Genomic DNA, 26,557 nt, shown 5'->3' on the forward strand with positions numbered 1-26,557 from the left:
CAGCACTGTCGACGTACGCCGCCTCGTGGGCAATCGCCTCACCCGCCCCGGTGCCGTGGGACGATGGGGGCACTGTGACGACTCCCGCCTCCACCGACCCGGCCCGCATCCGGAACTTCTGCATCATCGCCCACATCGACCACGGCAAGTCGACGCTGGCCGACCGGATGCTCGAGGTCACCGGGATCATCGAGGCGCGGCAGATGCGTGCCCAGTACCTCGACCGGATGGACATCGAGCGCGAACGCGGCATCACCATCAAGGCGCAGAACGTGCGCCTGCCGTGGCAGGTCGGGGACACCGAGTACGTCCTCGACATGATCGACACCCCCGGCCACGTCGACTTCACCTACGAGGTGTCCCGGTCGCTGGCCGCCTGCGAGGGTGCCGTGCTGCTGGTCGACGCCGCCCAGGGGATCGAGGCCCAGACGCTGGCCAACCTCTACCTGGCGCTGGAGAACGACCTCACGATCATCCCGGTCCTCAACAAGATCGACCTGCCGGCCGCCCAGCCCGAGAAGTACGCCGCCGAGCTCGCGCACATCATCGGCTGCGACCCCTCCGACGTCCTGCGGGTCAGCGGCAAGACCGGGGAGGGCGTGCCCGAGCTGCTCGACGCGATCGTGGCCCAGATCCCCGCGCCCGAGGGCGACGCCGAGGCCCCGGCCCGGGCGATGATCTTCGACAGCGTCTACGACATCTACCGCGGCGTCATCACCTACGTGCGGGTCGTCGACGGGCGGATCGCCAGCCGTGAGCGGATCAAGATGATGTCGACCGGCGCCACCCACGAGCTGCTCGAGATCGGCGTCATCTCCCCCGAGCCCAAGCCGGTCGACGGCCTGGGCGTGGGCGAGGTCGGCTACTTCATCACCGGCGTGAAGGACGTCCGCCAGTCCCGCGTCGGTGACACCGTCACGCTGCAGCAGCGCCCGGCTGCCGAGCCGATCGGCGGCTACAGCGACCCCAAGCCGATGGTCTACTCCGGCCTCTACCCGATCGACGGCAGCGAGTACCCGCTGCTGCGCGAGGCGCTGGACAAGCTGCTGCTCAACGACGCCGCGCTGACCTACGAGCCGGAGACCTCCGCGGCGCTGGGCTTCGGGTTCCGGGTCGGCTTCCTCGGCCTGCTGCACCTGGAGATCGTCCGCGAGCGCCTGGAGCGCGAGGCCGGCATCAGCCTCATCTCCACCGCGCCGAACGTCGTCTACCGGGTGGTCATGGAGGACGGCTCGGAGATCACCGTGACCAACCCGAGCGACTGGCCCGAGGGCAAGATCGACCGGGTCTACGAGCCCATCGTCAACGCGACGATCATCGCGCCCAGCGACTACACCGGCGCGATCATGGAGCTCTGCCAGAGCCGCCGCGGTCAGCTCGGCGGCATGGACTACCTGAGCGAGTCCCGGGTGGAGCTGCGGTACACCCTGCCCCTCGGCGAGATCATCTTCGACTTCTTCGACGCGCTGAAGTCGCGCACCCGCGGCTACGCCAGCCTCGACTACGCCGAGGCCGGCGAGCAGGAGGCGAAGCTGGTCAAGGTCGACATCCTGCTGCAGGGCGAGCCCGTCGACGCGTTCAGCGCGATCGTGCACAAGGACAAGGCCTACAGCTACGGCGTCATGATGGCCGGCAAGCTGCGCGAGCTCATCCCGCGGCAGCAGTTCGAGGTGCCCATCCAGGCCGCCGTCGGCTCCCGGGTCATCGCCCGCGAGACGGTCCGCGCCATCCGCAAGGACGTCCTCGCCAAGTGCTACGGCGGTGACATCACCCGCAAGCGGAAGCTGCTGGAGAAGCAGAAGGAGGGCAAGAAGCGGATGAAGATGGTCGGCCGCGTCGAGGTCCCCCAGGAGGCCTTCGTGGCCGCGCTCTCCACCAGCGAGCCGTCCGCCTCCTCCGCCAAGAAGTGAGCCCCGGCCGGATCGAGGCGGTCTGCGTCTCCGGCTCCGACCTGCTGCCGCTGCCTGGCCGGCGACCGGGCCGCAGCGGCATCGACAAGCGGCCGGTCGCCGGGCGGGTCGCCGTCCACCCGCTCGGGCTGGACGGCGACGTGCAGGTCAACCGGAAGTACCACGGCGGCGAGGGGCAGGCGGTCTACGCCTACGCCCAGGAGGACGCCGACTGGTGGGCCGCCGAGCTGGACCGCGAGCTGCCGGCCGGCCGGTTCGGGGAGAACCTGCGGACGACGGGCCTGGACCTCACCGGCGCGGTGCTCGGTGAACGCTGGCGGGTCGGGACGGCGCTGTTCGAGGTGACCGCCTGCCGCATCCCGTGCGCCAACTTCGAGCGGTTCTGGGGCGTGCCGCAGCTGGTCAGGCGGTTCACCGCCCGCGGGGCCAGCGGCGCCTACCTGCGGGTCCTCGAGACCGGCGACGTGGGCGCCGGTGACGCCGTCGAGGTGGTCTCCCGGCCCGACCACGGCGTCACCGTCGGCCTGCTGTTCCGGGCGACGACGACCCAGCGGCGCCGGCTGCCCGAGATCGCGCCGGCCCTCGCACACCTGCCGCTCAGGGACCAGCCGAAGCTCGCGGCCCGGATCGAGAAGCGGCTCGGCGCCACGGCCTGACCGGACCCCCGCCTCGACGGCGGGCCCCGTCCACGGTGGCGGGGAGCGGCCCGCAGGTCACCGACCGCTGGGCGACTCCTTCCGCTGCCCCGGCCTCCGCCCCACCATCGGGGGCGTCGGACAGGGCGGCTCCGGGAGGTACGGATGGCACGAGCACAGTCCCCCTCCGGTGTACCGGTGCAGCGACGCGGGTCCCCGGACGTCGACGTCCTCGTCGTGGGCGCGGGCCCGACCGGCCTCACGCTCGCCTGCGACCTGTGCCGCCGCGGCCTGGCCGTCCGGGTGGTCGAGCGGCTGCCGCAGCCCGAGGTCAAGTCGCGCGGCAAGGGCGTGCAGCCACGCACCCTCGAGGTCCTCGACGACCTCGGCGTCGTCGACCGGGTGCTGGAGGCCGGGTGGTCCCGCGACCTGCGCGTGCGCTGGTACGTCCGGCGGGAGCTGCTCGTCGACATGCACCTGCCCGGGCGGGACCCGCTGCCCGACGTCCCCCACCCCGACCTCGTCCTGATCCCGCAGTGGCGCACCGAGCAGATCCTGCGGGAGCGCCTGTCAGAGCTGGGCGGGACGGTCGAGTGGGGCCGCGAGCTGGTGGGCCTGGAGCAGGAGGAGGACGGCGTCCTCGCCCGCGTGGCGACGTCCCCCGGCGGTGCCGTGGAGACGATCCGGGCCGCCTGGGTGGTGGGCTGCGACGGTGGCCACAGCCGGGTCCGGGACCTGCTGGGGCTGGCGCTGGAGGGGGAGTCGCGCGAGGAGCGCTTCTTGTTCGGCGACGTGGAGATCGAGGGGCTGGAGCCGGCCGACAGCGGGTTCGCGTGGTTCGACGGCGGGGACTACCTCGCGGCCAGCCCGTTCCGTGGCCTGCGCTCGTGGCAGGTGCAGGCCAGCCTGCCGCCGGCGGCCGACGGGACGGGGCAGCCGGAGTCGCTGGAGCTGCTGCAGCGGCTGTTCACCGAGCGCAGCGGGCTGTCGCACGTCCGCCTCTCCCACCCCACCTGGCTCTCCACCTGGCACAGCAACGTGCGGATGGTCGACCGCTACCGGGTGGGCCGGGTGCTGGTGGCCGGCGACGCCGCGCACCTGCACAGCCCGGTCGGCGGCCAGGGGATGAACACCGGCGTCCAGGACGCCTACAACCTGGGTTGGAAGCTGGGGCTGGTGGTCCGGGGCCGCGCGTCCGACCGCCTCCTCGACACCTACGAGGAGGAACGCCGCCCGATCGCGCGGGCCGTCCTCAGCGGCAGTGACCTCGGGTACCGCGCGGTCTTCGGTGCCGACCCGGTCACCACCTTCCTGCGCGAGCACGTCCTGACCCCCGCGCTGCGGATCCCGGCCGTGCAGCGGGCCATCCTGGGGGGCGTCAGCGAGCTGGACCTGGACTACCGGGACAGCTCCCTCGCCGAGGACCACCGCACCCCGGTGACCGCGACCCGGTGGCGCCCCGGTCGCGACGACGAGCGCGCCGACGCGGTGGACCGGGTCCGGTTCGCCCGAGGCGTCCACGCAGGGGACCGGGCCCCCGACGGCACGGTCCAGGACGCGGCCACGGGGCAGGCCACGCGGCTGTTCGACGCCTTCCGCGGCCCGCACTCCACCGTGCTGCTCTTCGACGGCGAGGCCCGCACGGACGACGGCTACACCGCGCTCGCGGGGATCGCCGACCGCGTCGAGCGGCTCTTCGGCGCCGACGTCCGCCCCTGGGTGGTGGTGTGGGGACGGCGGTCGCCCGCCGGGCTGGCCGGGCGGCGGGTGCTCCTCGACCCAGACGGCGAGACGCACCGGCGCTACGGCGCGACCGCCGAGGCCCTGTACCTGGTCCGCCCGGACGGTTACGTCGGCCTGCGTGCACAGCCGGCCTCGGAGGAGGTCCTCGTGCGGTACCTCGGACGGGTCCTGGAGCGTGTGAGGGCCGACCGTCGGCCGGCGCCCACCTCTCCGGCGGGGAGCGCGCGGTGAGGGCGGCGACCTCCCTCGAAAGGGTCGCGGAGTGGGCCTGGGCCCGGCACCACAACGTCCTGAGCTGGTACGTCCGCCCGCTGTTCCTGCTCCCGCTGGCGTGGTCGGCCCACCGGCGCAGTCCGGCGGGGATCGCGGTCACCCTGGTCGCCCTGGCCACGAGCATGGCCTGGTTCCCGGCTCCTGCCCGGATGGACCCGCGCGTCGCCGAGTTCCTCCGCTTCGAGCGCGAGTGGCTGGGCGGGGACTGGACCGGGGGCAAGGTGCTGCTGACGGGTCTCGTGCCGCTGAGCCTGAGCGCGTACTGCCTCGCCTTCTGGCGTCGCTCCCCGGGCTGGGGGCTGGCCCTGCTGAACGCGATGGCCGCCGGCAAGGTGCTGTGGGGCGTGGTCTCGGGCAGGGGCACCGGCTGGGCGATGCTGGCGCCCGCCGGCGCGGGGCTCGCGGTCGGTGACGTGGTCCTCGTCGTCGCCGTCCGGTCCCTGCGGCGCCGTCCCGCACCCGGGGGCGCCGCCGCGTCGGCGGGGTGACCGCCGAGACCCCTGTCGAGGACGCCGCGGGCCGGTGCCGGCTGCTCAGTGCAGCCACGGTGCGAAGGACAGCCCGACGACGAGCCCCTCGGGCGACTGCAGACGGGCGACCGTCTGGCCCCACGGCTCGGTCCGGGCCCCGTGGAGCAGCCGGTGGCCGGCGGCCGCCAGTTCCGCCGCGCCGTCGGCCACCGCAGCCGGGTCGGCGAGCTCGAACTCGATGCTGGCCTGCGGCACGGGCCGGTCGGCCGGCCACGCGGCAGTCCCGAAGCAGGCCTGGGCCGCCTCGGTGAGGGGCCAGACGCCGAAGTGCTTGCTGCCGCCGATGCGCTCGCTGGCGAAGTACTCGCCCTCGAGGCGTTCGAGTGGCAGCCCGAGGGCGTCCACGTACAGGCGCCGGCTCTCCACCGGGTCGGGCGCGACGACGCTGACGCTGGCGACGAAGAGGACCTCCACGCGGGCACCGTCCCACCGGGGGGTGACAGGGCGGCCCTCCTGCCGGGCCCCGCCGCGAGCCGGCGACGGCGGGCAGGAGGTCCTCCTTCAGGCGGCCGGCGATCGGGTGAGCTCGGCGCGCAGGGCGCCCGGGTCCACGCCGCGCTCCCGCAGCACCTCCAGTGCGGTGCCCCCGCTGCGCAGCAGGCCCAGCACGATGTGCCCGTCGGTGATGGTCCTCGCGCGCATCGCCAGCGCCTCGCGCAGCGAGAGCTCGAGGACCTTCTTGGCCCCGGCCGTGAACGGGATGTGCGCAGGGCTGCTGCGCCGGCGGCGGCGGGGCGCGTCCAGGGCGCCGGGGCCGAAGGTGGCCTCGGCGACGTCCCGGACGGCGTCCAGGTCGATGCCCAGGGTCCGCAGCGCCTCGGCGTCCAGGTCCTCACCGCCGAGGTGGGCGGCGACCGCCTCGGCCACCCCGTCGTGGTCGAGCCCGTGCCGGCGCAGGACGGCCGTCGTCGGGGTGTCCAGCCGCAGCTGGGCGAGCAGCAGGTGCTCGGCGCCGATGTGGTCGTGCCGGAGGACGCGGGCCTCCTCCTGGGCCAGGACGACGACCTCGCGGGCGTCGGACGTGAAGCGTTCGAACACGGTCAGTCCCTCCGCCGGAGCGGCCCGCGGCCGCCTGCGTGCTTCTTGTGCACCGCCTGCCTCGTGACGCCGAGCAGCTGGGCGATCTGCTCCCACGTCCAGCCCTGGTCGCGGGCGTTCTCCACCTGCAGGGCCTCCAGCCGCTCGACGAGGGTCCGCAGCGCGCGGACCGCCCTCAGCCCGACCGCGGGGTCGCGGCTGCTGGCGGCGGAGGCCACCTGTGCCGTGTCGGCCATGCGTCAACTGTGGTTGACATCGGGGGTGGTGTCAACCGTCGTTGACGCGGCGGGGTGTCAGTGCACCTGGTGGTGGGTGACCGTGCGTTCGCGGTCGACCAGCCAGCGGTCGTCCTCCGGGTAGAAGACGGCGGTCGAGACGTCGTCGCCGGCGAAGGCGCGGACGGCGTCCAGCGAGGTCCAGAAGCTGAGGGTGACCACCTCGGTGCGGCCGTCGTCGAGGTCCCGGGTGAGCAGGTGGGCCTCGAGGTTGCCCGGGGTGGCGCGGTACTCCGCGATGCCGGTCTCCCGGACGTAGGCCACGTAGGCGTCGCGGTCCTCGGTGCGGACCCAGCCGCGCCAGGTGCGGGCGATCATCGGCCACCCTCCTCGAGGGCTCAGGCCACGGCTGCCTCGTCGCCGCCGGTCAGCCGCAGCAGGTCGGCGTAGGTGAGGGACACCATCGTGTGGTGGTCGCCGCCGCCTGCCCAGAGGAGCGGGTGCGCCGCGAGGTCGACGTCCACGAGCGCGCGCAGCCGGGCGGGGTGGCCGGTCGGCGCCACCCCGCCGACCTCCTGGCCGGTGGCCGCGAGGACGAACTCCGGGGTGGCCCGCCGCACCCGCTCCGCGCCGACGAGCGTCGCCACCTTCCTCGTGTCCACCCGGTGCGCACCGCTGGCCAGGACGAGCAGCGGCGCGCCGTCGGCGTCGAACACGAGGCTGTTGGCGATGGCGCCCACCTCGCAGCCGAGCGCCTCGGCCGCGGCGGCCGCCGTCGGGACCGGCCGGTCGAGGCGGCGCACCTCGGCGTCCACCCCGGCCTCGCGGAGCGCGGCGACCACCCGGTCGACCGGGCTCACGGTGCTCACTGGTTCGCTTCCGCGGGGCGCTCCGCTCCTCGCTCGTTCCTCGCTGCGATGCTCACGCCCCTGTCCGCTCACGGCAGCGTGAAGACGATCTTCCCCGCCGTCCGGCCCTCGAGCATGCGCTCGAAGCCCTCGCGCGCCTGCGTCAGCGGCAGTTCGACGTCGATGACCGGGCGCACGCCGGTGGCCGTGCACATCCGCATGAGCGCCTCGAGCTCCTCACGGGTGCCCATCGTCGAGCCGATGACCGACAGCTGGGTGAAGAAGACCCGGTTCAGCTCGGCACCGGGGTTGGGGCCGGTGGTCGCGCCGGAGATGACGATGACGCCGCCGGGCTTGAGCGACTTGACGCTGTGGCTCCAGGTCGCCTCGCCGACGGTCTCCATCACACCGTCCACCCGCTCGGGCAGCCGGGCGCCGGTCTCGAACGCCTGGTCCGCACCGAGGTCGAGGGCGCCCTGCCGCTTCTCCTCGCTGCGGCCGGTCACCCACACGCGGAAGCCGGCGGCCTTGCCGAGCACGACCAGCGCGGTGGCGACGCCGCCGCTGGCGCCCTGCACGAGGACGGTCTGGCCCGGCCGCAGCCCGGACTTCACGAAGAGCATCCGGTAGGCGGTCAGCCAGGCGGTGGGCAGGCACGCGGCCTCGGCGAGGGAGAGCTCGGCCGGCTTGGGCAGCACGTTGCGCCGCGGGACGGCGACCCGCTCGGCCATCGTGCCCTGGTACAGCTCCGAGAAGAGCGTGCGCTTGGGGTCGAGCGTCTCGTCCCCGATCCAGTTCGGGCTCGCGACGACGCCGTGCACGACGACCTCGTCGCCGTTCTCGTCGAGCCCGGCCGCGTCGGTGCCCAGGATCATCGGCATCCGCTCCTGCGGCAGCCCGACCCCGCGCAGGCTGAACAGGTCGTGGTGGTTCAGCGAGACGGCCTTGACCTGCACCGTCGTCCAGCCGTCGGGCACCTCCGGCTCGGGGCGCTCACCGACCTCCAGCACGGAGAGCGGGTCCTTCGGGGCGGGCGTCGAGACGAAGGCAGCGAGCATGCACGGACGCTAACGGAGCGGCTCCGGGGCAGCGACGCGGGGAGCGGCGGTCGCGGTTGCCAGGTCAGCCGCCGGGATAGAGGTCGGGCATGCCACGACAGTTCCCGGGTCAGGCGGAGGACCAGGGGTCGGACCGCCCGCTGCACGCCGAGGAGTGGACGGAGGCGGCCGGACGCCCTCTCCGCGCCCTCGTGTCGGGCGCCGCCCGGCCCGGCCGGCCCGAGGTCCTGCTGGTGCCGGGGCTCGGCTCGGTCGGGTACATGGTCGAGCTGCTGCACGCCTGCGGCGGCTGGACCCGCACGCGGCTGCTGGACCTCCCCGGGTTTGGCAACCAGGAGACGGCCGACCTGCCGGCCGACCTGGGCTCCCTCACCGAGACGCTGGTGGCCGCCCTGCCCGCGGTGCCGGCTGTCGTCGTCGGGCACTCCACCGGGACGCAGGTGGCCATGCGGGCGGCGCTGGCCGCCTCCGGGCGGGTGGGCGCGCTCGTGCTCGTCGGCCCCACCTTCGAGCCGGCCGCCCGCCGGGCGCCGGTCCTCCTGGCGCGCCACGTGCGGACGTCGGCCTTCGAGCCACCGGGGCAGCTGCGCTACACGCTGCCGGACTACCTGCGGGGAGGGCGGCGGTTCCGCGAGTACGTGCGTTCGGCGCTGGCCGACCGGCCCGAGGACCACATCGGGCGCATCGAGGTCCCCGTCCTGGTGGCGCGGGGACGGCACGACCACTTCGCGTCGCAGCGGTGGGTCGAGGACCTCGCGGGAGCCGCCGTGCAGGGGCGGGCCCGCACCCTGCCGGGTGCCCACGCGGTGCCCTACAACCACCCCGGCGCGGTGGCCCTGCTCGCCGGGGAGGCCGCGGCCGGCCTGGGCGGCTGACGCGTCGGCGACGTCAGGCCGCGTCCGCAGGGGTGGGCAGACCTGCCGCGCTCCGGGACCATCCGAGGTCCAGGCCCCGCCGACGGGAGACGGCGATGACCGTGCCGACGCCTCCGCAGCCCCCGCTCGTCGACGCCCGCAACGCCGAGATGGCCAGCGCCTGGAACGGCGAGGAGGGCGAGGACTGGGCGGCGCGGGCCGACCGCTTCGACGCGGCCTCGGCGGCCTTCGACGCAGGCCTGCTCGAGGCGGCCGGGATCGGCGCGGCCGACCGGGTGCTCGACGTCGGCTGCGGCGCGGGCATCTCGACCCGCGCGGCCGCGCGGGCGGCGCCCGACGGGCACGTCACCGGGATCGACCTGTCCGGACCGCTGCTGGCCGAGGCCCGCCGGCGCAGTGCCGCCGCGGGGCTGACCACCACGACGTTCGTCCAGGGGGACGCCCAGGTGCACCCCTTCGGGTCCGCGTCGTTCGACGTCGCCGTCAGCCGGTTCGGGGCGATGTTCTTCGGCGACCCGGTCGCGGCGTTCACCAACCTCGCCCGGGCGCTGCGGCCCGGTGGGCGGCTGGCGATGCTGTCGTGGCAGCCGCTGGCCCGCAACGAGTGGCTGCTCGTGCTCCGCCGGACCCTCGCGGCCGGCCGCCCGTTGCCCGAGCCGCCGGGCGGTTCCCCCGGGCCGTTCGGCCTGTCCGACCCCGACCACGTCCGCCGGGTCCTGGCCGCCGCTGGGTTCGGGTCGGTCCACCTCGCCGGGGTGCCGGGGGTGGTCCGGCTGGGTGCGGACGCCGAGGACGCGTTCGACTTCGTCAGCGGGCTGGGTCCGACCCGGGGGCTCCTCGGCGGGCTGGACGACGACGCCCGGCGGGCCGCTCTCGACGAGCTGCGGGCCGCCCTGGCGGAGCACGCGACACCGGACGGGGTCCTGCTGGGTGCGGCCGCCTGGCTGACCACCGCCCGGCGGTGGTGAGCGGTCGGCTGGGAGAGCTACGTCGGCCGAGTGAGCAGTTGTCGTCGGCGACACGCACGGACACGCCGGGCAGGACGAGCGCAACCGCCCGCTCGCGGTACCGCTCGCGGCGTCATCGCACGACCACCACGTGCTCCCCGCGCGGGACGAACTCGCCGACCACCGGGGCGCCGGGCACCTCGCCGCCCAGCAGCAGCCCACCGGAGGTCTGCGCGTCGGCCAGGAGCAGCGCCTCGTCCTCGGACACGGCCGACAGGTCGGTGTGCGGCCGCACCCAGTCGAGGTTGCGCCGGGTGCCCCCGGAGACGAACCCCTCGGCCAGCGCCTCCCGCGCCCCGCTGAGGTACGGGACGGCGGCGGCGTCGACGACCGCGGTGACCCCGCTGGCCCGGGCCATCTTGTAGAGGTGGCCGAGCAGGCCGAAGCCGGTGACGTCGGTGCCGGCGCGGATCCCGGCGGCCACCGCGGCCCGGCCGGCGTCGCGGTTGAGCGTGGTCATCGCCGCGACCGCCTCCTCGGACACCTCGCCGGTGGCCTTCATCCTGTTGTTGAGGACGCCGATCCCGAGGGGCTTGGTCAGCGACAGCGGCGTCCCGGCGACCGCGGCGGAGTTGGTGATGACCCGGTCGACGTCCACGACGCCGGTCACCGCCATGCCGTACTTGGGCTCGGGGTCGTCGATGGAGTGCCCGCCGCCGACGTGGCAGCCGGCCTCCTGCGCGGCCTCCAGCCCACCCCGCAGCACCTCCGCGGCGAGCTCGGCGGGCAGCACGTCGCGCGGCCAGCCCAGCAGGTTCACCGCGACGACGGGCGTGCCGCCCATGGCGTAGACGTCGGAGAGCGCGTTGGTCGCCGCGATCCGGCCGAAGGTGTACGCGTCGTCGACGACCGGGGTGAAGAAGTCGGTCGTGAGGACCAGCCCCTGCCCGCCCGCGATCCGGACGACGGCCGCGTCGTCGCCGTCGTCCAGGCCGATGACCAGCTCCGCGGCCGGGTCGACCGGGCCGGCCGCGGTCAGGCCGGCCACCACGGCCTCCAGCTCGCCCGGCGGGATCTTGCAGGCGCACCCGCCGCCGTGCGCGTACCGGGTCAGCCGGACCTTCTCCTGCGCGGTCGTCACGGCTCCACCGTAGGCTGGCCGGCGGAGGCGTCAGGGCGCCTGGTGGCCCCCGCGGCCTCTAAAGCCGACGTGGCCGAGCACCTCGGTCAGGCGGGTTCGATTCCCGTCCGCCTCCGCCACTCCTCCCGCCCCGCGGGCCGCCGTCCTCCCGGACGGCGGCCCGCCGGAGACCTCTCCGGTCGGACAGTCGCGCACAACCGGTTGGAGGCCTACCGTTCTCCCGGGGTGTGAGCTGGACCACACCCCGTGCCCGGCGGCGCCCGCGGGAGGGCGTCGCTCCCGAGTCGAGGGAGGCCCGCATGACCGCACCACCGGAACCGGTCGGCACCGTCCACGTCGTCGACCCCTCGCCGCTGAACTGGCTGTTCATCACCTGGAACACCATGGAGGAGCCGATCCGCGTCGACGAGGCCGGTCGCGTCGTGTACGCGCTGGCCGAGTCCTCGGAGTGGCTCGACGACCGCACGCTGGAGCTGAGGCTGCGGCGCGGCGTGCGGTTCCAGGACGGCGAGCACCTCACCGCGCACAACGTGAAGCAGAACTTCGACGAGATGCAGCGCTGGGCCGCTCCGCACCCACCGGGGACGTGGCTCAACTTCCCCGCACCCGAGTCGACCGCCGAGGTCGTCGACGACCACACCGTGCGTTTCCACCTCCCCGGCCCCGACGGGCTGGCCATCGGCAAGTTCCGCGGCTTCCACGTCGCCAGCTCGGCCTTCTGGAACGGCAAGGACGCGCCCGGCTTCGGCTACAAGAAGTTCGGGTCCGGTGAGGGCCACTGGTAGGTGATCGACGAACCGGGTCCGTGGGGCACCGGTCCGTTCACCCTGGTCCAGGGTGCCTCGTCGATCACCACCCGTGCCGCGATCATGAGCGCCGAGCCGTTCCGCGCCTCGTGGCTCATCGAGAGCGAGCAGCGCGATCCGCAGGTCGTGCTGGAGGCCAACCTCGACCACTGGAACCGCGCCGAGCGCGGCCCGCGCATCGAGCGGGCCGTCTTCCGCAACGACCTCACCCCCGACGAGGCGCTGCGGCTGGTGTGCGACACCGCCGGTGAGGTCGACATCGTCACCGAGGTCTCGCCGGCCGACGCCCGCCGCGTCGAGGAGTCGCAGCACGCCCGCCTCGTCGTCTCCGACGCCAACCGCGTGCTGGTCGGTGTCCTCAACCGCGACAGCAACGCCCCGCTGCACGACGTCGACGTCCGCCGGGCGCTCAACCTCGCCGTCGACCGCCGGGCCGTCGCCGACCAGGGCCTGGGCGGGTACGCGACCGTCTGGCCGGCCATGACGCCCGAGTGGTGCAGCGGGCACCCGACCGGCCTGGAGCCCTATCCGCACGACCCGGCGCGGGCGCGCGAGCTGTTCGGCCGCTCCGGCTGGCCGGCCCGCCGGCCGCTGCGGATCGCCGTGCCCGAGGGCTTCGCCGGCATCGGCCACCTGCTGGCCGCGCAGTTCCGGTCCGCGCTGGACGTGCTGGTCGAGGTGACGGTGATCCCGGCCGACCAGGTGCTCGCCGGCTCCCGGGCGCTGGTGGAGAAGAAGCTGCCCCAGCACTGGGACGTGCTGGTGCACGCCTGGTTCGACCTGTCGTCGGAGGCGCCGCCGGCCGCGGTGCACCGGGAGTTCTTCGGGCTGGACGGTGCCTTCCGCGCCGGCCCGCCGGACGAGGGCTTCGACGCGCTCTTCGACGAGATGAGGGTGCAGCTCGACGGCGAGCGGCTGGTCGAGGTCGCCGAGCGGATCGACCGCTACGTGCACGACCAGGCGCTGGCGCTGTTCCTCTGCACCCCGCAGGCGCTGTACGCCGTGAACGAGCACGTCTCCTTCGCGCCGTACAAGACCACCTTCGAGCTGGCCGAGGTCACCGTCGACGACCAGCACTGGTCGGCGTCCGGGGGCGGGGCCGAGCTGGGGGACCGCGCCGTGCCCCGCCCGTCGACGGGCAAGCCGGGCTTCTCCGGGGCCTCGGGCAACGCCTGCTGAGCACCTCCGCCGGGGCGGACGGGTGCACGCCCGCCGCCCCGGCCTGCTCTCGACCTACGCTCGGCGCCGATGAGCTCCCAGTCGACAGGCACCGACGCGCGGCGGCGCGTGCCCCGCACCGACACGCTGCTGGCCGATCCGCAGCTCGCCGCCGCCGCCGACCGGCTGGGCCGCGGCCTGGTCAAGGCCGCCGTCCAGGACGTCCAGCAGCGGGTCCGCACCGGCGCGCTCGCCCCCGCCGACGCCGTCCCCGCCGTCCTGGCCGCACTGCCGACGACGGCCGGCAGCCTGCGCCCGGTGCTCAACGCGACCGGCGTCCTCGTGCACACCAACCTGGGCCGCGCGCCGCTGTCGCCGGCCGCGGTGGAGGCGGTCGTCGCCGCCAGTGGTACCACCGACGTCGAGCTCGACCTGACCACCGGCCGGCGCGGTCCGCGGGGGGAGGCGGCGCTGACCGCGCTGGTCGACGCCGTCCCGGCCGCGGAGGCGGCGCTCGTGGTCAACAACTGCGCCGCGGCACTGGCGCTGGTGGCCACCGCGCTCGGCGGGGAGCTGGTCATCGCCCGCGGCGAGCTGGTCGAGATCGGCGACGGCTTCCGCATCCCCGAGCTGCTCGAGGCCACCGGGGCCCGGCTCCGCGAGGTGGGGACGACGAACCGCGTCGCGCTCGACGACTACCGCCGCGCCCTCTCCGAGCACACCGGCGCGGTGCTCAAGGTGCACCCGTCGAACTTCGTCGTCCGCGGGTTCACACGGGCGGTGCCGGTGGCCGAGCTCGCCGCGGGGCTGGCCGGCAGCGGGGTCCCGCTCGTGGCCGACGTCGGCTCCGGCCTGCTGCGCCCGCACCCGGTGCTGCCCGAGGAGCCGGACCTGCAGACCACCCTCGCCGACGGCGCCGACCTCGTGCTGGCCAGCGGCGACAAGCTGCTCGGCGGGCCGCAGGCAGGGCTGGTGCTCGGCCGCACCGACCTCGTGCAGCGGCTGCGGCGGCACCCGCTCTACCGGGCGTTCCGCGTCGACAAGACGACGCTGGCCGCGCTGGAGGCCACGCTGCGCGGCCCGCAACCGCCGGTGCAGCAGATGCTCGCCGCGGACGTCGACGACCTGCGCCGCCGCGCCGCCGCGCTCGCCGCCCGGCTGACGGCGGCCGGGCTGGACGCGGTCGCGGTGGAGTCCGAGGCCCGCGTCGGCGGGGGAGGGGCGCCGGAGCACCCGCTGCCCAGCGCCGCGGTGTCGCTGCCCGCGGAGTTCGCGGTGCCGCTGCGCACCGGCACGCCCCCCGTGGTCGGGTACGTGGCGGGCGACCGCACCCTGCTCGACGTGCGCAGCCTGCCCCCGGCGGACGACGAGACGCTGGCGACCGCGGTGCTGGAGGTGGCCCGCCGGTGGACGTGACCGCTCCCGGCACGTCCGGGATGGACGTCATCGCGACCGCCGGCCACGTCGACCACGGCAAGTCGACGCTGGTCCGCGCGCTCACCGGCATGGAGCCCGACCGGTGGGAGGAGGAGCGCCGCCGCGGGCTGACCATCGACCTCGGCTTCGCCTGGACGACGCTGCCCTCAGGCCGCCGGCTCGCGGTCGTCGACGTGCCCGGCCACGAGCGATTCGTGGGCAACATGCTCGCCGGGGTCGGCTCGGTGCCCGCCGCGCTGGTCGTGGTCGCGGCGGACGACGGGTGGTCGGCGCAGACCGCCGAGCACGTCGCCGTCCTCGACGCCCTCGGCGTGCGGCACGCGCTGCTCGCCGTCACCAAGGCCGACCTCGCCGACCCCGCGCCGGTGCTCGCCGACGTCCGGGAGCGGCTGGCCGCCACGTCGATGGGGAACGGGCCGATGGGCGAGGTCCCGGGGGTCGCGGTCAGCGCCGCCACCGGCGCGGGCGTGCCCGACGTCGTCGCCGCGCTCGAGTCGCTGCTCGCCGGGCTGCCCGCGCCGGACCGGGAGGCGCCGGTGCGGCTGTGGATCGACCGGGCCTTCCCGGTCAGGGGCGCCGGCACGGTGGTCACCGGCACGCTCGCCGCGGGGCGCGTCGCCACCGGGGACCGGTTGCAGCTCGGCGGCCGGGAGGTCGGCGTCCGCGGCGTGCACTCGCTGGGGCAGCCGGTCGAGCGGGCCGAGGCCACCGCCCGGGTGGCGCTCAACCTCCGCGGCATCGCCGTCGAGGAGCTCTCCCGCGGCGACGCCCTGCTCACGCCAGGGGCGTTCCGCTCGACCGCCGAGCTCGACGTCACCCTGGCCCGGGGTGGGTGGGCTGCTGGGGACGACGCCCGGCTGCCCGCCGAGGTCGTCGTGCACGTCGGCTCGGCCGCGGTCGGCGCGCGGCTGCGCCCGCTGGAGGGGACGGCGGTGCGGCTGCGGCTGACCACGCCGCTGCCGCTGCGGGTCGGCGACCGGCTGCTGCTGCGCGACCCCGGCGCCCGCCGCGTGTCCGGCGCCGACGTCCGGGACGTCGACCCGCCAGAGCTGCGCCGCCGGGGAGCCGCGCGCCGGCGCGCCGAGGAGCTGGCCGCCCAGCCCGTCGGCGCAGCCGGGGCCGCCGCCGAGCTGGCCCGTCGCCGGTTCGTCCGGGTCGCCGACTTCACCGCGATGGGCTGGCCGGTGCCCGAGCAGGCGACGGCGGTGGGGCCCTGGCTGCTCGCGCCCGGGCTGGTCGACGAGCTGGCCACGGCCCTGCCCGGGATCGTCGCCCGCTACCGCAAGCTGCGCCCGCTCGAGCCGGGCCCGCCGGTGGCCGTCGCCCGCCGGGCGCTGGAGCTGCCCGACGACGACCTGGTGCCGGCCGTCGTCCGCGAGCCGCTGGCCCTGCGCGAGGGCCGGGTGGTTGCCGCGGTCGCCGGCCTGCCCGCCCGGGTGCAGCAGGCGGTCGACCGGATCCGGGCGGCGCTGGCCGCCGACCCGTTCGCCGCGCCGGACGCCGACCAGCTCCGCGCCGCCGGGCTGGGGCCGCGCGAGCTGGCCGCGGCCGTGCGCGACGGGCAGCTGGTCAGGATCGCCGACGGCGTCTACCTCGCCCCCGGGACCGCCGAGCAGGCGCGCGCCCGGCTCGCCGCCGTCCCCGCGCCGTTCACGCTCAGCCAGGCCCGCTCGGCGTGGGGGACCAGCCGGCGGGTCGCCGTCCCGCTGATGGAGTGGCTGGACGCGCGCGGCGTCACCGAGCGGCTGCCCGACAACACCCGCCGGCTGCGGTGACGACGGCCCCTGCGGGGGCAGGGGGTTCTCTTTCAGGCGCCGGCCTGGCGCAGGAACACCTCCCGTTCGTCGCTGGAGTCCGCAGCGGGGACGGGGGAGGTGTCGACACCCTCGACCGTGTCCTCCAGCCGCACGGGCTCGGGGAGGTGGCGGAAACGCTCGCGCTCGTCGGGCTCGGTCATGGCCGGAGGGTCCTCCTGCCGGGGGGCCGGGGCAAGGACACACCCGGGGAACGCCGAGAGTGCGCGCTCGGTGACCTACCGTGATGCGGTGATCGATTTCAGCAACGGTTCCGTCTTCAAGCTCAACCCCGCCTCCCCGCAGGACCTCGGCCCCGAGGTGGCGCCGCTGCTCGTCCCGGGCGAGCAGGTCGTCGCCTGCTTCAAGGCGGTGCGGGACTTCGTCGTCTTCACCGACAAGCGGCTGATCGCCGTCAACGTCCAGGGCATGACCGGCCGCAAGAAGGACTTCACCTCGCTGCCGTACAGCAAGGTGCAGGCCTTCTCGATCGAGACCGCGGGCACCTTCGACCTCGACGCCGAGCTCGACCTGTGGTTCAGCGGGCTGGGCAAGGTCCGGCTGGAGTTCAAGGGCAACGCCGACATCCGCGGCCTCGGGCAGATGATCGCGGGGTACGTGCTCTGAGGTCCTCCCCGCGGACGCTCGCCCCCTGCCCACGGTGCGGGGCAGGGGTAGAGCGTCCGCGGGGATCAGTCGGCCGCGGGCACCCAGCGGGCCGGGCGCTTCTCCCGGAACGCCGCGATGCCCTCCTGGCCCTCCTCGCCGGCGAAGAAGCGCGCCGAGAGCTCCAGCAGCTCCTCCGCCGAGCCGCGCAGCCCGCCGGCGCGCAGCAGCCGCTTGGTCTCGGCGAGCGCCCCCGGCGCCCCGGCGGCGAGGGCGGTCACCTGGGCGGCCACGGCGGTGTCGACCTCGTCGTCGGGCACGCAGAGGTCCACCAGGCCGCCGGCGGCCGCGGTCGCCGCGTCGAACACCTCGCCGGTCAGCATCAGCCGGTGCGCGGTGTGCGGCAGCATCCGCGGCAGGACGACGGCGGAGATGACCGCCGGCACGATGCCCAGCCGCACCTCGGAGAAGGCGAAGGTCGCCGAGGCCGCGGCGACGACGACGTCGCAGGCGGCCGCCAGCCCCAGTCCACCGGCCCGCGCGGGCCCCCGGAGGACGGCGACCACCGGCTTGGGCGAGCGCCACACCGTCTGCAGCAGCTCCGGCAGCTCGCGCACCCCCTGGTCGCCGGCCGCGCCGCCGGCCGCCTCGGTGAGGTCCATCCCCGAGCAGAAGACCCGGCCGGTGTGGTCGAGCACGACCACCCGCACCGCGTCGTCGGCCAGCGTGTCGGCCAGCGCGGTGCGCAGCTGTGCGCGCATGGCACGGGAGAGCGCGTTGCGGTTGGCGGGGGAGTCCAGGGTGAGGGTCGCGACCCCCCGGGACGTCGAGACCTGCAGCACGGTGTCGTCGCTCACGTCCGGCATCCTGCCCGGAGCGGCACACTGGACTCAGATGAACACCGTCCTGCCGCTGCTCGAGGCCCCGCCGCGGACCCTGCAGCTCCCCGACAGCGCCCGCGAGGGGCTCGCCCGCACGCCCTTCGGGCTGTACGTGCACGTGCCCTTCTGCGCGACCCGCTGCGGCTACTGCGACTTCAACACCTACACCTCCGACGAGCTGGGTCCCGGCGCCAACCGCAGCGAGTACGCCGGCACCGCGATCGCCGAGCTCCGCCAGGCCGCCGAGACCCTGGGCCCGGACCTGCCGACGGTCTCCACCGTCTTCGTCGGCGGCGGCACGCCCACGCTGCTGGCCGCCGACGACCTGGCGGCCGTCCTCGCCGCTGCCCGTGAGCTGTTCCCGTTCGCCGACGACGTCGAGGTCACCACCGAGGCCAACCCCGAGACCGTGACCCCGGCGTCCCTCGCCACCCTGCGCGCGGCAGGCTTCACGCGGGTCAGCCTCGGCATGCAGTCCGCGGCCGAGCACGTGCTCGCCGTCCTCGACCGGCGGCACACCCCCGGCCGCGCCGTCGAGGCCGCCCACGAGGCCCGCGCGGCCGGCTTCGAGCACGTCAACCTGGACCTGATCTACGGGACGCCGGGGGAGACCGACGCCGACTGGGCCGCCTCGCTCGACGCCGTCCTCGCCGCCCCGGTGGACCACGTCAGCGCCTACGCCCTCATCGTCGAGGAGGGCACCCGCCTGGCCCGCCGCATCGACCGCGGCGAGCTGCCCGTGCCCGACGACGACGTCCTCGCCGACCGCTACGAGCAGGCCGACGCCACCCTGCGCGCCGCCGGCTTCGAGTGGTACGAGGTCTCCAACTGGGCCCGCGGCGAGGCCGCCCGCTGCCGGCACAACGAGCTGTACTGGGCCAACGCCAACTGGTGGGGCGTCGGACCCGGCGCGCACAGCCACGTCGGCGGGCTGCGCTGGTGGAACGTCAAGCACCCGGCCGCGTACGCCGGCCGGCTGCTGCGGGGGGAGAGCCCGGTGCAGGACACCGAGCTGCTCGACGACGACGACCGCGCGCTGGAGACCGTGATGCTCGGCCTGCGGCTGCGCGAGGGGCTGCCGCTGACCGCGCTGTCGGAGGTCGGCCGGGCCCGCGCCGCCGACGCCGTGGTCCGCGGGCTGCTCGAGCCGGCCGCGCACGCCTCCGGTCGCGCCGTCCTCACCGACCGCGGTCGCCTGCTCGCCGACGCCCTGGTGCGCGACCTGACCGACTGAACCGGCCCCTCGCAGGGTCCCGCCGCCGGCCCCGTCCCGAGACTCGCCGTGGGCTCGCGAACGGTGAGGGGGACGGGGTCCTCGTCCGGTGGGGGGCAGGGAGGTCCTCGGTCAGGCGCGGGGCTCCGCCGCCACCGCCGCCAGCCGCGGCAGGACCACGTCCCGCCAGCCGGGGCCCATGCGGTCGAGCGCGTGGCGGTCCCGCTTCTGCCCGACACATCCGCGCCGACGGCTGACAGATGTCAGAGGGAGGTCGCGACGTCCTGCACTACTGCCGGTGGGGCCCTGACCAGCAGGCTCGCCGCGTGCTCCCCGACGCCCTCGCCCTCACCGACCTGACCGTCCGCCACGGCGACGTGCTCGCCGTCGACGGCCTCGACCTGCACATCGGCCGCGGCGAGACCGTCGCGCTGCTCGGCCCCAACGGCGCGGGCAAGTCCACCACCGTGAGCGCCGTCCTCGGGCTGCTGCACCCCGACGCGGGCACCGTCCGGGTGCTCGGTCGCGCCCCGGCCGACGCCGTCCGCGCGGGCTGCGTCGGCGCGATGCTCCAGCACGGCGGCCTGCCCGGCGAGGCGCGCGTCGGCGAGGTGCTGCACCTGGTCCGCCGGAGCTACGGGCGGGCCGGGCGGGCGGGAGCATGGCCGCTCGACGACCTGGTCGCCACCACCGGCACCGGCGGGCTGCTCGGCCGCCACGTCGACGCGCTCTCCGGAGGCCAGCGGCAGCGGGTGCTGCTGGCGCTCGCGCTGGCCGGTCAGCCGCCGCTGCTGCTGCTCGACGAACCGACCTCGGCCATGGACGTCGAGGGCCGCCGCGCCTTCTGGACGACCATGCGCGACCTCGCCGCCCGCGGCACCACCGTCGTCTTCGCCACCCACCACCTCGAGGAGGCCGACGCGGTCGCCGACCGGGTCGTGGTCATGGCCGGGGGCCGGGTGGTCGCCGACGGGCCCTCGGCGGCGGTCCGCTCGGCCGTCGCCGGGCGCACCGTCCGCTTCTCGGCCCCCGACGGCGCGACCTTCGACCGCGTGCCCGGCGTCACCGGCGCCACCCGGCTGGGCGGCACGGTCGCCCTGGCCACCGCCGACGTCGAGGCCACGCTGCGCGCGCTGCTCGCCGACGGGGTCGCGCTGACCGACCTCGAGGTCCGCGGCGCCAGCCTCGAGGACGCCGTCCTGTCCCTGGTGGGAGGCGTGCGGTGAGCCCGCTGTTCGTCTTCCAGCTGCGCCGGGTGGCGCGCAACCGGCAGTTCCTCTTCTTCACCGTGCTGCTGCCGGCGCTCTTCACGGTCTTCTTCACCCAGGCCTTCGCCGGGACGCCGGGCGGCGTCAGCCCCGAGCAGGCCGCCGCCACGATGGTCGCGATGATGTCCTACGGCGCGATCGGCGCGGCCCTGGGCGCCACCGTCCGGCTCTCGTTCGACCGGGCGTCGGGCTGGCTGCGGCAACTGCGCGTCACGCCGGTGCCGCAGACCTCCGTGGTGGCCGTCGACGTCGCCGTCGGCATGCTGCTGACCCTGCCGCCGCTGGTCGTCGTCGCGCTGACCGGCCGGTTCGTGGGCGGCGTGCGGTTGGCACCCGGCGAGTGGGCCGGCCTGGTCGGCGTGCTGTGGCTGGGCTCGGCGGTGTTCGTCGCGCTCGGCCTGCTGCTCGGCTGGGCGCTCGAGGAGAAGGCCGCCGGCGGGGCGGTCGGCATCGTCGGGACGGTGCTGGCCGCGCTCGGCGGGCTGTGGGTGCCGGTCGAGGTGTTCCCCTCCGGCCTGCGCGCGCTGGCGCACGGCCTGCCCTCGTACTGGTACGCCGAGACCGGCCGTGCCGCCGCCGGGGGAGCGCTGCCGCCCGCGCCGGCCGTCGCCGCGCTGGTCGGGTTCGCCGCCCTGTTCGGCGCGCTGGCCGTGCTGGTGGCGCGGCGTCGGCCGCTGGCCGCCGTCGCGGGCTGATCCGGCTACGGTCGGCCCCCGTGGACCCCCGCCCCCGCTGGTACCGCGTCGGCTGGGCGCTGCCCTGGCTGCTGTTCCAGTTCTTCCCGGCCGCCGACCTGGTGACCACCGACCGGCCGCTCGCCGTCCGGCTGGTCGCCGGCGCCGGCCTGCTGGTGTTCACCGTCGTCTACCTCGACGTCTTCCGCCGGGCGTTCGGCGGCTGCTGGAGCGGTCCGGTGCTCGGCCGGCTGGTCGTCGTCGCCGCCCTCGGCGTCGCGCTCGCCTTCTGGATGGGGCCGTCGTGGGGCGGGCTGCTGATCTACGTGTCGGCGGCCGCGGCGGCGGCGCTGCCGGAGCGGTGGGTCTGGCCGGCTGTGTCCGCGGTGGCCGCCGCCTGCGCGGCGGTGGTGTTCGAGGTCGGCGAGCCCGGGATGCTCATCCTCCCGGTGATGTGCCTGCTCACCGCCTTCGCGCTGCGCGGCACCCGGCACCTGATCTCGGTGAACGCCGAGCTCGCCGAGGCGCGGGAGGAGCTGGCGCGCAACGCCGTCGCCGAGGAGCGGCTGCGCTTCGCCCGCGACCTGCACGACCTGCTCGGCCACAGCCTGTCGCTCATCGCCCTCAAGAGCGAGCTGGCCGGCCGCCTCGCCGAGGCCGACCCCGCGCGGGCGCGGGCGGAGATGGCCGACGTCGAGGCCGCGGCCCGCCGGGCGCTGGCCGAGGTCCGGGACGCGGTCAGCGGCTACCGGCAGGTCAGCTGCGGCCAGGCGCTGGCCGAGGCCCGCGCGGCGCTGTCGGGTGCCGGCATCGCCGTCCGGCTGCCGGCCCGGGTGCCGACGCTGCCGGGCCCGGTCGACGCGGCCCTGGGCTGGGTGGTCCGCGAGGCGACGACGAACGTGCTGCGGCACAGCGGCGCCCGCGCGGTGACCGTCACGCTCACCGAGGACGGCGCCGAGGCGGTGCTGACCGTCACCGACGACGGCCGCGGTCCGGCCGACGACACCGAGCCCGGCTCCGGCCTCCCCGGCCTGGCCGAGCGGGTGGGCGCGCTGGGCGGGACGCTCACCGGCGGCGCCGGGCGGGACGGCGGCTACGAGCTGCGCGCGGTCCTGCCGCTGACGCCGGTGCCCGCGGAGGCGGCGCGGTGATCCGGGTGCTCGTCGCCGAGGACCAGTCGATGGTCCGCGGCGCGCTCCGGGCGCTGCTGGAGCTGGAGGAGGACATCACCGTCGTCGCGGAGGTCGGCCGCGGCGACGAGGTGCTCGCGGCGGCGCGGGAGCACCTGCCCGACGTCGCGCTGCTCGACATCGAGATGCCGGGCCAGGACGGGATCGAGGCCGCGCGCGAGCTGGCCGCGCAGCTGCCGGGCGTGCGCGCCGTCGTCCTCACCACCTTCGGCCGGCCGGGCTTCCTGCGCCGTGCCATGGAGGTCGGCGCGGCCGGGTTCCTGGTGAAGGACGCACCCGTCGCCGAGCTGGCCCGCGCCATCCGCGCGGTCGTCGCCGGGGAGCGGGTGATCGACCGGGATCTCGCCGCCGCGGCGCTGGCGCTCGGCGCCACGCCGCTGTCCACCCGCGAGGCCGACGTGCTGCGCGAGGCCGCCGACGGGGCGACCGTCGCCGACATCGCCCGCCGGCTGTTCCTCTCCGAGGGGACGGTGCGCAACTACCTGTCCTCGGCCATCGGCAAGACCGGCGCGCGCACCCGCGTGGAGGCCGCCCGGGTGGCCGCCGACAAGGGCTGGCTCTGACGCAGGACCGCCTCCCCCCGCCTGCCGGCCCCGTCCCGGGTCCCGCCCTGAGCCTGCGGAGGGTGGGGAGGACGGGGTCCTCCTACTGCTGGAGGTCGGGCAGCGGGCGCTGGGCGGGGATCGCCGCGGTCGTGGGGCCGGTCTGCTCGGCCGGGATCAGGGTGTCGAGGTCGAGGACCCGCACGTGGATCACGTTGCGCTGCTGCAGCGCGGCCCGCAGCGCGCGGTGCAGGCCGTCCTCGAGGTAGAGCTCGCCCCTCCACTGGACGGCGTGCGGGAACAGGTCGCCGTAGAAGGTGGAGTCGTCGGCGAGCAGGGTGTCCAGGGCCAGCTCGCGCTTGGTGGTGGTGAGGGTGTCCAGCCGGATCTGCCGCGGGGGGATCATCGCCCAGTCCCGTGTCGACAGCCCGTGGTCGGGATAGGGCCGGCCGTTCCGGACCGCCTTGAAGATCAGGGGACCGACCTCCGCTCTGCGCTGCCCCGCTGCGGGCACTGGACCGCCGCCCACCCTAACGGGGGCCGTCCGCGGACGGCGCCGCCCGCCCTCGTCGGCTCCGGGACGCCGAGGGCCGTCCCGACGTATGCTGATCTGGCACTCTGTCCGTGCGAGTGCCAGCGCCCGCGACCCGTCGTCCGGGCGCCGGGGGCTCCGGGAGGAGCGCCGCCCGACGCGTCGACCGGTACGGGGAGGTGTCACCGTGGCGCACGACGAACGCCGCCTGCAGGTCCTGCGGGCCATCGTCCAGGACTACGTCTCGACCAACGACCCGGTGGGCAGCAAGGCCCTCGCCGAGCGGCACGACCTGGGCGTCTCGCCGGCCACCATCCGCAACGACATGGCCGTGCTCGAGGAGCAGGGCTACATCACCCAGCCGCACACCAGCGCCGGCCGGGTGCCCACCGACAAGGGCTACCGGCTCTTCGTCGACCGGCTCTCGGCGGTCAAGCCGCTGTCGGTCGCGGAGAGGCGGGCGATCGAGCGCTTCCTCGACGGCGCGGTCGACCTGCACGACATCCTCAGCCGCACCGTGCGGCTGCTGGCCCAGCTGACCCACCAGGTCGCCGTCGTGCAGTACCCGACGCTCTCGCGCAGCGCCGTGCGCCACCTCGAGGTGGTGCAGGTGGCCACCGCCCGGGTGCTGCTGGTGCTGATCACCGACACCGGCCGGGTGGAGCAGCGGCTGGTCGACTGCCCGGTGGACGTCGACCGCGACGACGTCGCCGAGCTGCGCACGCTGCTCAACCAGACCTTCGCCGGGGCCAAGCTCGCCGACGCCGCCGCCCTGGTGCCCGACCTGCTGGAGACCGCGCCGCCGAATCTCCGCCGGCTGGTCGCCGCCATCGGCGCGGTCCTGGTCGAGACGCTGGTGGAGCCGGGGGACGACCGCCTGGTCGTCGGGGGGACGGCGAACCTCGCGCGGGTCGCGGTCGACTTCCCCGGCAGCCTGCGCCCGCTGCTGGAGGCGTTGGAAGAACAGGTCGTCGTCCTGCGGTTGATCAGCGAGGTGGACACCGGGGGAGCCGTGCTCGTGCGGATCGGCGAGGAGAACGCCCACGAGGCGCTCTCCGGTGCGTCGGTCGTCTCCGTGGGGTATGGCTCGGGTGACCGCGCCCTCGGCGGGCTGGGCATCGTCGGCCCCACCCGCATGGACTACCCGACCAACATGGCCGCGGTGCGTGCCGTGGCCCGCTACGTCGGCCAGATCCTGGCCGAGAGCTGAGGTAAGAGACTTCTCGATGGCAACCGACTACTACGGCGTGCTGGGCCTGGCCCGCGGAGCCTCCGACAACGACATCAAGAAGGCCTATCGGCGGCTGGCCCGGGACCTGCACCCGGACGTCAACCCCGACCCGGAGGCCAAGGAGCGCTTCCAGGAGGTCAGCCGCGCCTACCAGGCCCTGACCGACCCGGAGAAGCGCCGCATCGTCGACCTCGGCGGCGACCCGTTCGACAACGGCGCGGGAGCCGGGGCCGGCGGGTTCGGCGGAGCCGGCTTCGGCGGGCTCGGCGACATCATGGACGCCTTCTTCGGCGGCGGGGCCACCACGCGGGGTCCGCGCAGCCGGGTCCGCGCCGGCGGTGACGCGCTCATCCGTCTGGACCTCGACCTCGACGAGACGGTGTTCGGCACCACCAAGGACATCACCGTCGACACCGCCGTCCTCTGCGACGCGTGCACCGGCGCCGGCACCGCGCCCGGCACCCACCCGACCACCTGCACCACCTGCTCGGGTCGCGGCGAGGTGCAGAGCGTGCAGCGCTCCTTCCTCGGCCAGGTCGTGGCCACCCGCCCCTGCCCGACCTGCGCCGGCACCGGGCAGGTCATCCCCGAGCCCTGTGCCAAGTGCGGTGGCGACGGGCGGGTGCGGGCCCGGCGGACCATCCCGGTCAAGGTCCCGGCCGGCGTCGAGGACGGCATGCGCATCCGGCTCACCGGCCACGGCGAGGTCGGTCCCGGCGGTGGGCCCGCCGGCGACCTGTACGTGGAGATCGCCGAGCGGCCGCACGACGTCTTCACCCGGGACGGCGAGGACCTGCACTGCCGGGTCACCCTGCCGATGACCGCCGCCGCGCTCGGCACCACCCTCACCCTCGAGACCCTCGACGGCCAGGAGGAGGTCGACATCCGGCCGGGCACCCAGTCGGGCAGCGTGCTCACCCTGCGTGCCAAGGGCGCTCCGCGGCTGCGCGCCACCGGCCGCGGCAACCTGATGGTGCACGTGGAGGTCGAGACGCCGACCCGCCTGGACGCCGAGCAGGAGAAGCTGCTGCGCGAGCTGGCCTCCCTGCGCGGCGAGGACCGCCCGGCGGCCGCCGGCGCCGAGGGCCACGGCGGGCTCTTCTCCCGGCTGTTCAAGTGAGTTCCGTCCCCACCGACGACCGGCTGCCCGAGCTTGACGGGGCACCCCTGTTCCTGCTCGACGAGCTGCCCGACACCGCCGACCTGCTGGTCGACGGCGCCGAGGGCCGGCACGCCGTCGACGTGCTGCGGCTGACGCCGGGCGAGCGGGTGCGGGTCGGTGACGGGCGCGGCACCGTCGCCGAGGGCGAGGTGGTCGCGGCCGGGCCGCAGGGGCTGCAGGTGCAGGTCTCGGCCCGCCACGAGGTGCCGCCGCCGGCCCTGGAGCTGGTGCTCGTGCAGGCGCTGCCGAAGGGCGAGCGCGGTCCGCTGGCCGTCGAGCTGGCCACCGAGCTCGGCGTCGACCGGATCGTGCCGTGGGCGGCCTCCCGCTGCGTGACGCGCTGGCGGGAGGACCGCGCGGCCAAGGGCGTCGCCAAGTGGCGCGCGGCCGCGCGGGCGGCCAGCAAGCAGTCCCGCCGTCCACGCGTGCCCGAGGTGACCGACGTGCTGACCACCCGCCAGGTGTGCGGGGCGCTGGCCGACGTCGACCTGGCGCTGGTGCTGCACGAGCAGGCCCGCCACCCGATGGCGCGCGTCGACCTGCCGCGGTCGGGCTCGATCGCGGTCATCGTCGGTCCCGAGGGCGGGCTCAGCGACGGCGAGGTGGTCGCGCTGACCGCCGCCGGCGCCCGCCCCGTGCGGCTCGGCCCGGAGGTGCTGCGCACCTCGACGGCCGGCGCCGCCGCCCTCGCCGCGCTCTCGGCCCGCACCCGCTGGGCGTGACGGCACCTCCCCGATGATCGGGTGAGGTGATCGTCGCGGGGGGGGGGGGGGGGGGCGGGGGGGGGGGGGGGGCCGCGGGGGGGGGGGGGGCGGGGGGGGGGGGGGGGGGGGGGGCGCGGTGTGGCGCGT

General features: G+C 75.7%; 29 protein-coding genes and 1 tRNA gene. 20 read left to right on the forward strand and 10 right to left on the reverse strand.

Features of this window, described 5'->3' with window-relative positions:
* Positions 1-74 precede the first annotated feature (74 nt).
* From lepA to ACI79G_RS17620, 4 genes are all read left to right on the forward strand, one after another.
* Positions 75-1,910, forward strand: coding sequence for a translation elongation factor 4 (lepA, locus tag ACI79G_RS17605; RefSeq protein ID WP_456882402.1), 1,836 nt, complete (start codon positions 75-77; stop codon positions 1,908-1,910).
* Entirely contained in the window at positions 1,907-2,566 is a 660-nt protein-coding gene (locus ACI79G_RS17610; protein WP_456882403.1) for an MOSC domain-containing protein, read from the forward strand. Before lepA ends, ACI79G_RS17610 begins: the two co-directional genes overlap by 4 nt.
* Before the next feature lie 177 nt (positions 2,567-2,743).
* Positions 2,744-4,519, forward strand: a complete 1,776-nt coding sequence (locus ACI79G_RS17615) for an FAD-dependent monooxygenase (RefSeq protein ID WP_456882404.1) — start codon at positions 2,744-2,746, stop codon at positions 4,517-4,519.
* A complete protein-coding gene (locus tag ACI79G_RS17620; protein ID WP_456882405.1) occupies positions 4,516-5,049 on the forward strand; it encodes a hypothetical protein in 534 nt (177 codons plus the stop codon). The genes ACI79G_RS17615 and ACI79G_RS17620 overlap by 4 nt, the downstream gene beginning before the upstream one ends.
* A gap of 45 nt (positions 5,050-5,094) precedes the next feature.
* On the opposite strand, the gene ACI79G_RS17625 is transcribed toward ACI79G_RS17620, so the two are convergent.
* The 6 genes from ACI79G_RS17625 to ACI79G_RS17650 all read right to left on the reverse strand — a co-directional run bounded on the left by ACI79G_RS17625 (position 5,095) and on the right by ACI79G_RS17650 (position 8,250).
* On the reverse strand, positions 5,095-5,505 hold the full coding sequence (locus tag ACI79G_RS17625) for a VOC family protein (protein ID WP_456882406.1): 411 nt from the start codon (positions 5,503-5,505) through the stop codon (positions 5,095-5,097).
* 87 nt (positions 5,506-5,592) lie between these two features.
* Positions 5,593-6,129, reverse strand: a complete 537-nt coding sequence (locus ACI79G_RS17630; protein WP_456882407.1) for a Clp protease N-terminal domain-containing protein — start codon at positions 6,127-6,129, stop codon at positions 5,593-5,595.
* Positions 6,130-6,131: 2 nt separating this feature from the next.
* Positions 6,132-6,365: a helix-turn-helix domain-containing protein gene (locus ACI79G_RS17635; RefSeq protein WP_446759440.1), complete on the reverse strand. Its 234-nt coding sequence runs from the start codon at positions 6,363-6,365 to the stop codon at positions 6,132-6,134.
* 57 nt (positions 6,366-6,422) lie between these two features.
* Positions 6,423-6,722 carry an antibiotic biosynthesis monooxygenase gene (locus ACI79G_RS17640; protein WP_456882408.1) on the reverse strand — a complete coding sequence of 100 codons (300 nt, stop codon included), beginning with the start codon at positions 6,720-6,722 and terminating at the stop codon, positions 6,423-6,425.
* A gap of 20 nt (positions 6,723-6,742) precedes the next feature.
* Positions 6,743-7,213 carry a YbaK/EbsC family protein gene (locus tag ACI79G_RS17645; RefSeq protein WP_456882409.1) on the reverse strand — a complete coding sequence of 157 codons (471 nt, stop codon included), beginning with the start codon at positions 7,211-7,213 and terminating at the stop codon, positions 6,743-6,745.
* 68 nt (positions 7,214-7,281) lie between these two features.
* On the reverse strand, positions 7,282-8,250 hold the full coding sequence (locus tag ACI79G_RS17650; RefSeq protein WP_091220089.1) for a zinc-binding dehydrogenase: 969 nt from the start codon (positions 8,248-8,250) through the stop codon (positions 7,282-7,284).
* A gap of 89 nt (positions 8,251-8,339) precedes the next feature.
* Between ACI79G_RS17650 and ACI79G_RS17655 the strand changes: the two genes are divergently transcribed.
* Both ACI79G_RS17655 and ACI79G_RS17660 read left to right on the forward strand, forming a co-directional pair.
* A complete protein-coding gene (locus ACI79G_RS17655; protein WP_456882410.1) occupies positions 8,340-9,125 on the forward strand; it encodes an alpha/beta fold hydrolase in 786 nt (261 codons plus the stop codon).
* Between the two features lie 95 nt (positions 9,126-9,220).
* Positions 9,221-10,093 (forward strand): class I SAM-dependent methyltransferase, encoded by an 873-nt coding sequence (locus ACI79G_RS17660; RefSeq protein WP_456882411.1) that lies wholly within the window; start codon positions 9,221-9,223, stop codon positions 10,091-10,093.
* A 112-nt stretch (positions 10,094-10,205) separates the two neighbouring features.
* Here ACI79G_RS17660 and selD read toward each other — a convergent pair whose 3' ends face one another.
* Entirely contained in the window at positions 10,206-11,213 is a 1,008-nt protein-coding gene (gene selD / locus ACI79G_RS17665) for a selenide, water dikinase SelD (RefSeq protein ID WP_456882412.1), read from the reverse strand.
* A 23-nt stretch (positions 11,214-11,236) separates the two neighbouring features.
* Here selD and ACI79G_RS17670 point away from each other — a divergent pair.
* The 5 genes from ACI79G_RS17670 (at position 11,237) to selB (ending at position 16,389) form a co-directional block, all read left to right on the forward strand.
* Positions 11,237-11,332: transfer RNA gene (locus ACI79G_RS17670), tRNA-OTHER, on the forward strand.
* A gap of 180 nt (positions 11,333-11,512) precedes the next feature.
* Positions 11,513-11,998: an ABC transporter substrate-binding protein gene (locus ACI79G_RS17675; protein ID WP_456882413.1), complete on the forward strand. Its 486-nt coding sequence runs from the start codon at positions 11,513-11,515 to the stop codon at positions 11,996-11,998.
* Complete coding sequence (locus ACI79G_RS17680) at positions 11,999-13,198, forward strand: ABC transporter substrate-binding protein (RefSeq protein WP_456882414.1); 1,200 nt, start codon at positions 11,999-12,001, stop codon at positions 13,196-13,198.
* Between the two features lie 69 nt (positions 13,199-13,267).
* Entirely contained in the window at positions 13,268-14,593 is a 1,326-nt protein-coding gene (gene selA / locus ACI79G_RS17685) for an L-seryl-tRNA(Sec) selenium transferase (RefSeq protein ID WP_456882415.1), read from the forward strand.
* Positions 14,584-16,389: a selenocysteine-specific translation elongation factor gene (gene selB / locus ACI79G_RS17690; RefSeq protein WP_456882416.1), complete on the forward strand. Its 1,806-nt coding sequence runs from the start codon at positions 14,584-14,586 to the stop codon at positions 16,387-16,389. Before selA ends, selB begins: the two co-directional genes overlap by 10 nt.
* Positions 16,390-16,421: 32 nt before the next feature.
* Here selB and ACI79G_RS17695 read toward each other — a convergent pair whose 3' ends face one another.
* Positions 16,422-16,571 (reverse strand): hypothetical protein, encoded by a 150-nt coding sequence (locus ACI79G_RS17695; protein ID WP_175479582.1) that lies wholly within the window; start codon positions 16,569-16,571, stop codon positions 16,422-16,424.
* Positions 16,572-16,659: 88 nt separating this feature from the next.
* Between ACI79G_RS17695 and ACI79G_RS17700 the strand changes: the two genes are divergently transcribed.
* Positions 16,660-17,034, forward strand: coding sequence for a PH domain-containing protein (locus tag ACI79G_RS17700; protein WP_456882417.1), 375 nt, complete (start codon positions 16,660-16,662; stop codon positions 17,032-17,034).
* A 65-nt stretch (positions 17,035-17,099) separates the two neighbouring features.
* On the opposite strand, the gene ACI79G_RS17705 is transcribed toward ACI79G_RS17700, so the two are convergent.
* Complete coding sequence (locus ACI79G_RS17705; protein WP_456882418.1) at positions 17,100-17,870, reverse strand: enoyl-CoA hydratase-related protein; 771 nt, start codon at positions 17,868-17,870, stop codon at positions 17,100-17,102.
* Positions 17,871-17,907: 37 nt separating this feature from the next.
* Here ACI79G_RS17705 and hemW point away from each other — a divergent pair, with 37 nt between their 5' ends.
* From hemW to ACI79G_RS17730, 5 genes are all read left to right on the forward strand, one after another.
* The gene (gene hemW, locus ACI79G_RS17710) at positions 17,908-19,128 is read left to right on the forward strand and encodes a radical SAM family heme chaperone HemW (RefSeq protein ID WP_456882419.1); all 1,221 of its coding nucleotides are present in this window, start codon (positions 17,908-17,910) and stop codon (positions 19,126-19,128) included.
* Between the two features lie 305 nt (positions 19,129-19,433).
* Positions 19,434-20,333, forward strand: a complete 900-nt coding sequence (locus ACI79G_RS17715) for an ABC transporter ATP-binding protein (RefSeq protein WP_456882420.1) — start codon at positions 19,434-19,436, stop codon at positions 20,331-20,333.
* On the forward strand, positions 20,330-21,070 hold the full coding sequence (locus ACI79G_RS17720; protein WP_456882421.1) for an ABC transporter permease: 741 nt from the start codon (positions 20,330-20,332) through the stop codon (positions 21,068-21,070). The genes ACI79G_RS17715 and ACI79G_RS17720 overlap by 4 nt, the downstream gene beginning before the upstream one ends.
* 20 nt (positions 21,071-21,090) lie before the next feature.
* Positions 21,091-22,200 carry a sensor histidine kinase gene (locus ACI79G_RS17725; protein WP_456882422.1) on the forward strand — a complete coding sequence of 370 codons (1,110 nt, stop codon included), beginning with the start codon at positions 21,091-21,093 and terminating at the stop codon, positions 22,198-22,200.
* The gene (locus ACI79G_RS17730; protein ID WP_456882423.1) at positions 22,197-22,802 is read left to right on the forward strand and encodes a response regulator transcription factor; all 606 of its coding nucleotides are present in this window, start codon (positions 22,197-22,199) and stop codon (positions 22,800-22,802) included. Before ACI79G_RS17725 ends, ACI79G_RS17730 begins: the two co-directional genes overlap by 4 nt.
* 82 nt (positions 22,803-22,884) lie before the next feature.
* Here ACI79G_RS17730 and ACI79G_RS17735 read toward each other — a convergent pair whose 3' ends face one another.
* Positions 22,885-23,541 (reverse strand): type II toxin-antitoxin system VapB family antitoxin, encoded by a 657-nt coding sequence (locus tag ACI79G_RS17735; protein WP_456882424.1) that lies wholly within the window; start codon positions 23,539-23,541, stop codon positions 22,885-22,887.
* Here ACI79G_RS17735 and hrcA point away from each other — a divergent pair.
* The 3 genes from hrcA to ACI79G_RS17750 are packed head-to-tail and all read left to right on the forward strand — an operon-like array spanning position 23,501 to position 26,428.
* Positions 23,501-24,523: a heat-inducible transcriptional repressor HrcA gene (gene hrcA, locus ACI79G_RS17740; protein ID WP_456882425.1), complete on the forward strand. Its 1,023-nt coding sequence runs from the start codon at positions 23,501-23,503 to the stop codon at positions 24,521-24,523. The genes ACI79G_RS17735 and hrcA overlap by 41 nt on opposite strands.
* Positions 24,524-24,539: 16 nt before the next feature.
* Positions 24,540-25,664, forward strand: coding sequence for a molecular chaperone DnaJ (gene dnaJ / locus ACI79G_RS17745; RefSeq protein WP_456882426.1), 1,125 nt, complete (start codon positions 24,540-24,542; stop codon positions 25,662-25,664).
* Positions 25,661-26,428, forward strand: coding sequence for a 16S rRNA (uracil(1498)-N(3))-methyltransferase (locus ACI79G_RS17750; RefSeq protein WP_456882427.1), 768 nt, complete (start codon positions 25,661-25,663; stop codon positions 26,426-26,428). The genes dnaJ and ACI79G_RS17750 overlap by 4 nt, the downstream gene beginning before the upstream one ends.
* Positions 26,429-26,557 lie beyond the last annotated feature (129 nt).

This window comes from Geodermatophilus sp. SYSU D00779 (genome assembly GCF_054050595.1).

Excerpts from the sequence above, each read along its gene's own strand:
- ACI79G_RS17640 (WP_456882408.1), bottom strand. The coding sequence starts at position 6,722 with ATGATCGCCCGCACCTGGCGCGGCTGGGTCCGCACCGAGGACCGCGAC.
- hemW (WP_456882419.1), top strand. The coding sequence starts at position 17,908 with ATGAACACCGTCCTGCCGCTGCTCGAGGCCCCGCCGCGGACCCTGCAG.
- ACI79G_RS17675 (WP_456882413.1), top strand. The coding sequence starts at position 11,513 with ATGACCGCACCACCGGAACCGGTCGGCACCGTCCACGTCGTCGACCCC.
- selA (WP_456882415.1), top strand. The coding sequence starts at position 13,268 with ATGAGCTCCCAGTCGACAGGCACCGACGCGCGGCGGCGCGTGCCCCGC.
- ACI79G_RS17735 (WP_456882424.1), bottom strand. The coding sequence starts at position 23,541 with ATGGCCCGCAGGACCTGCAGGCGGCGTTCGTCGTGCGCCACGGTGACA.
- ACI79G_RS17660 (WP_456882411.1), top strand. The coding sequence starts at position 9,221 with ATGACCGTGCCGACGCCTCCGCAGCCCCCGCTCGTCGACGCCCGCAAC.
- ACI79G_RS17655 (WP_456882410.1), top strand. The coding sequence starts at position 8,340 with ATGCCACGACAGTTCCCGGGTCAGGCGGAGGACCAGGGGTCGGACCGC.
- ACI79G_RS17695 (WP_175479582.1), bottom strand. The coding sequence starts at position 16,571 with ATGACCGAGCCCGACGAGCGCGAGCGTTTCCGCCACCTCCCCGAGCCC.
- ACI79G_RS17650 (WP_091220089.1), bottom strand. The coding sequence starts at position 8,250 with ATGCTCGCTGCCTTCGTCTCGACGCCCGCCCCGAAGGACCCGCTCTCC.
- ACI79G_RS17635 (WP_446759440.1), bottom strand. The coding sequence starts at position 6,365 with ATGGCCGACACGGCACAGGTGGCCTCCGCCGCCAGCAGCCGCGACCCC.
- dnaJ (WP_456882426.1), top strand. The coding sequence starts at position 24,540 with ATGGCAACCGACTACTACGGCGTGCTGGGCCTGGCCCGCGGAGCCTCC.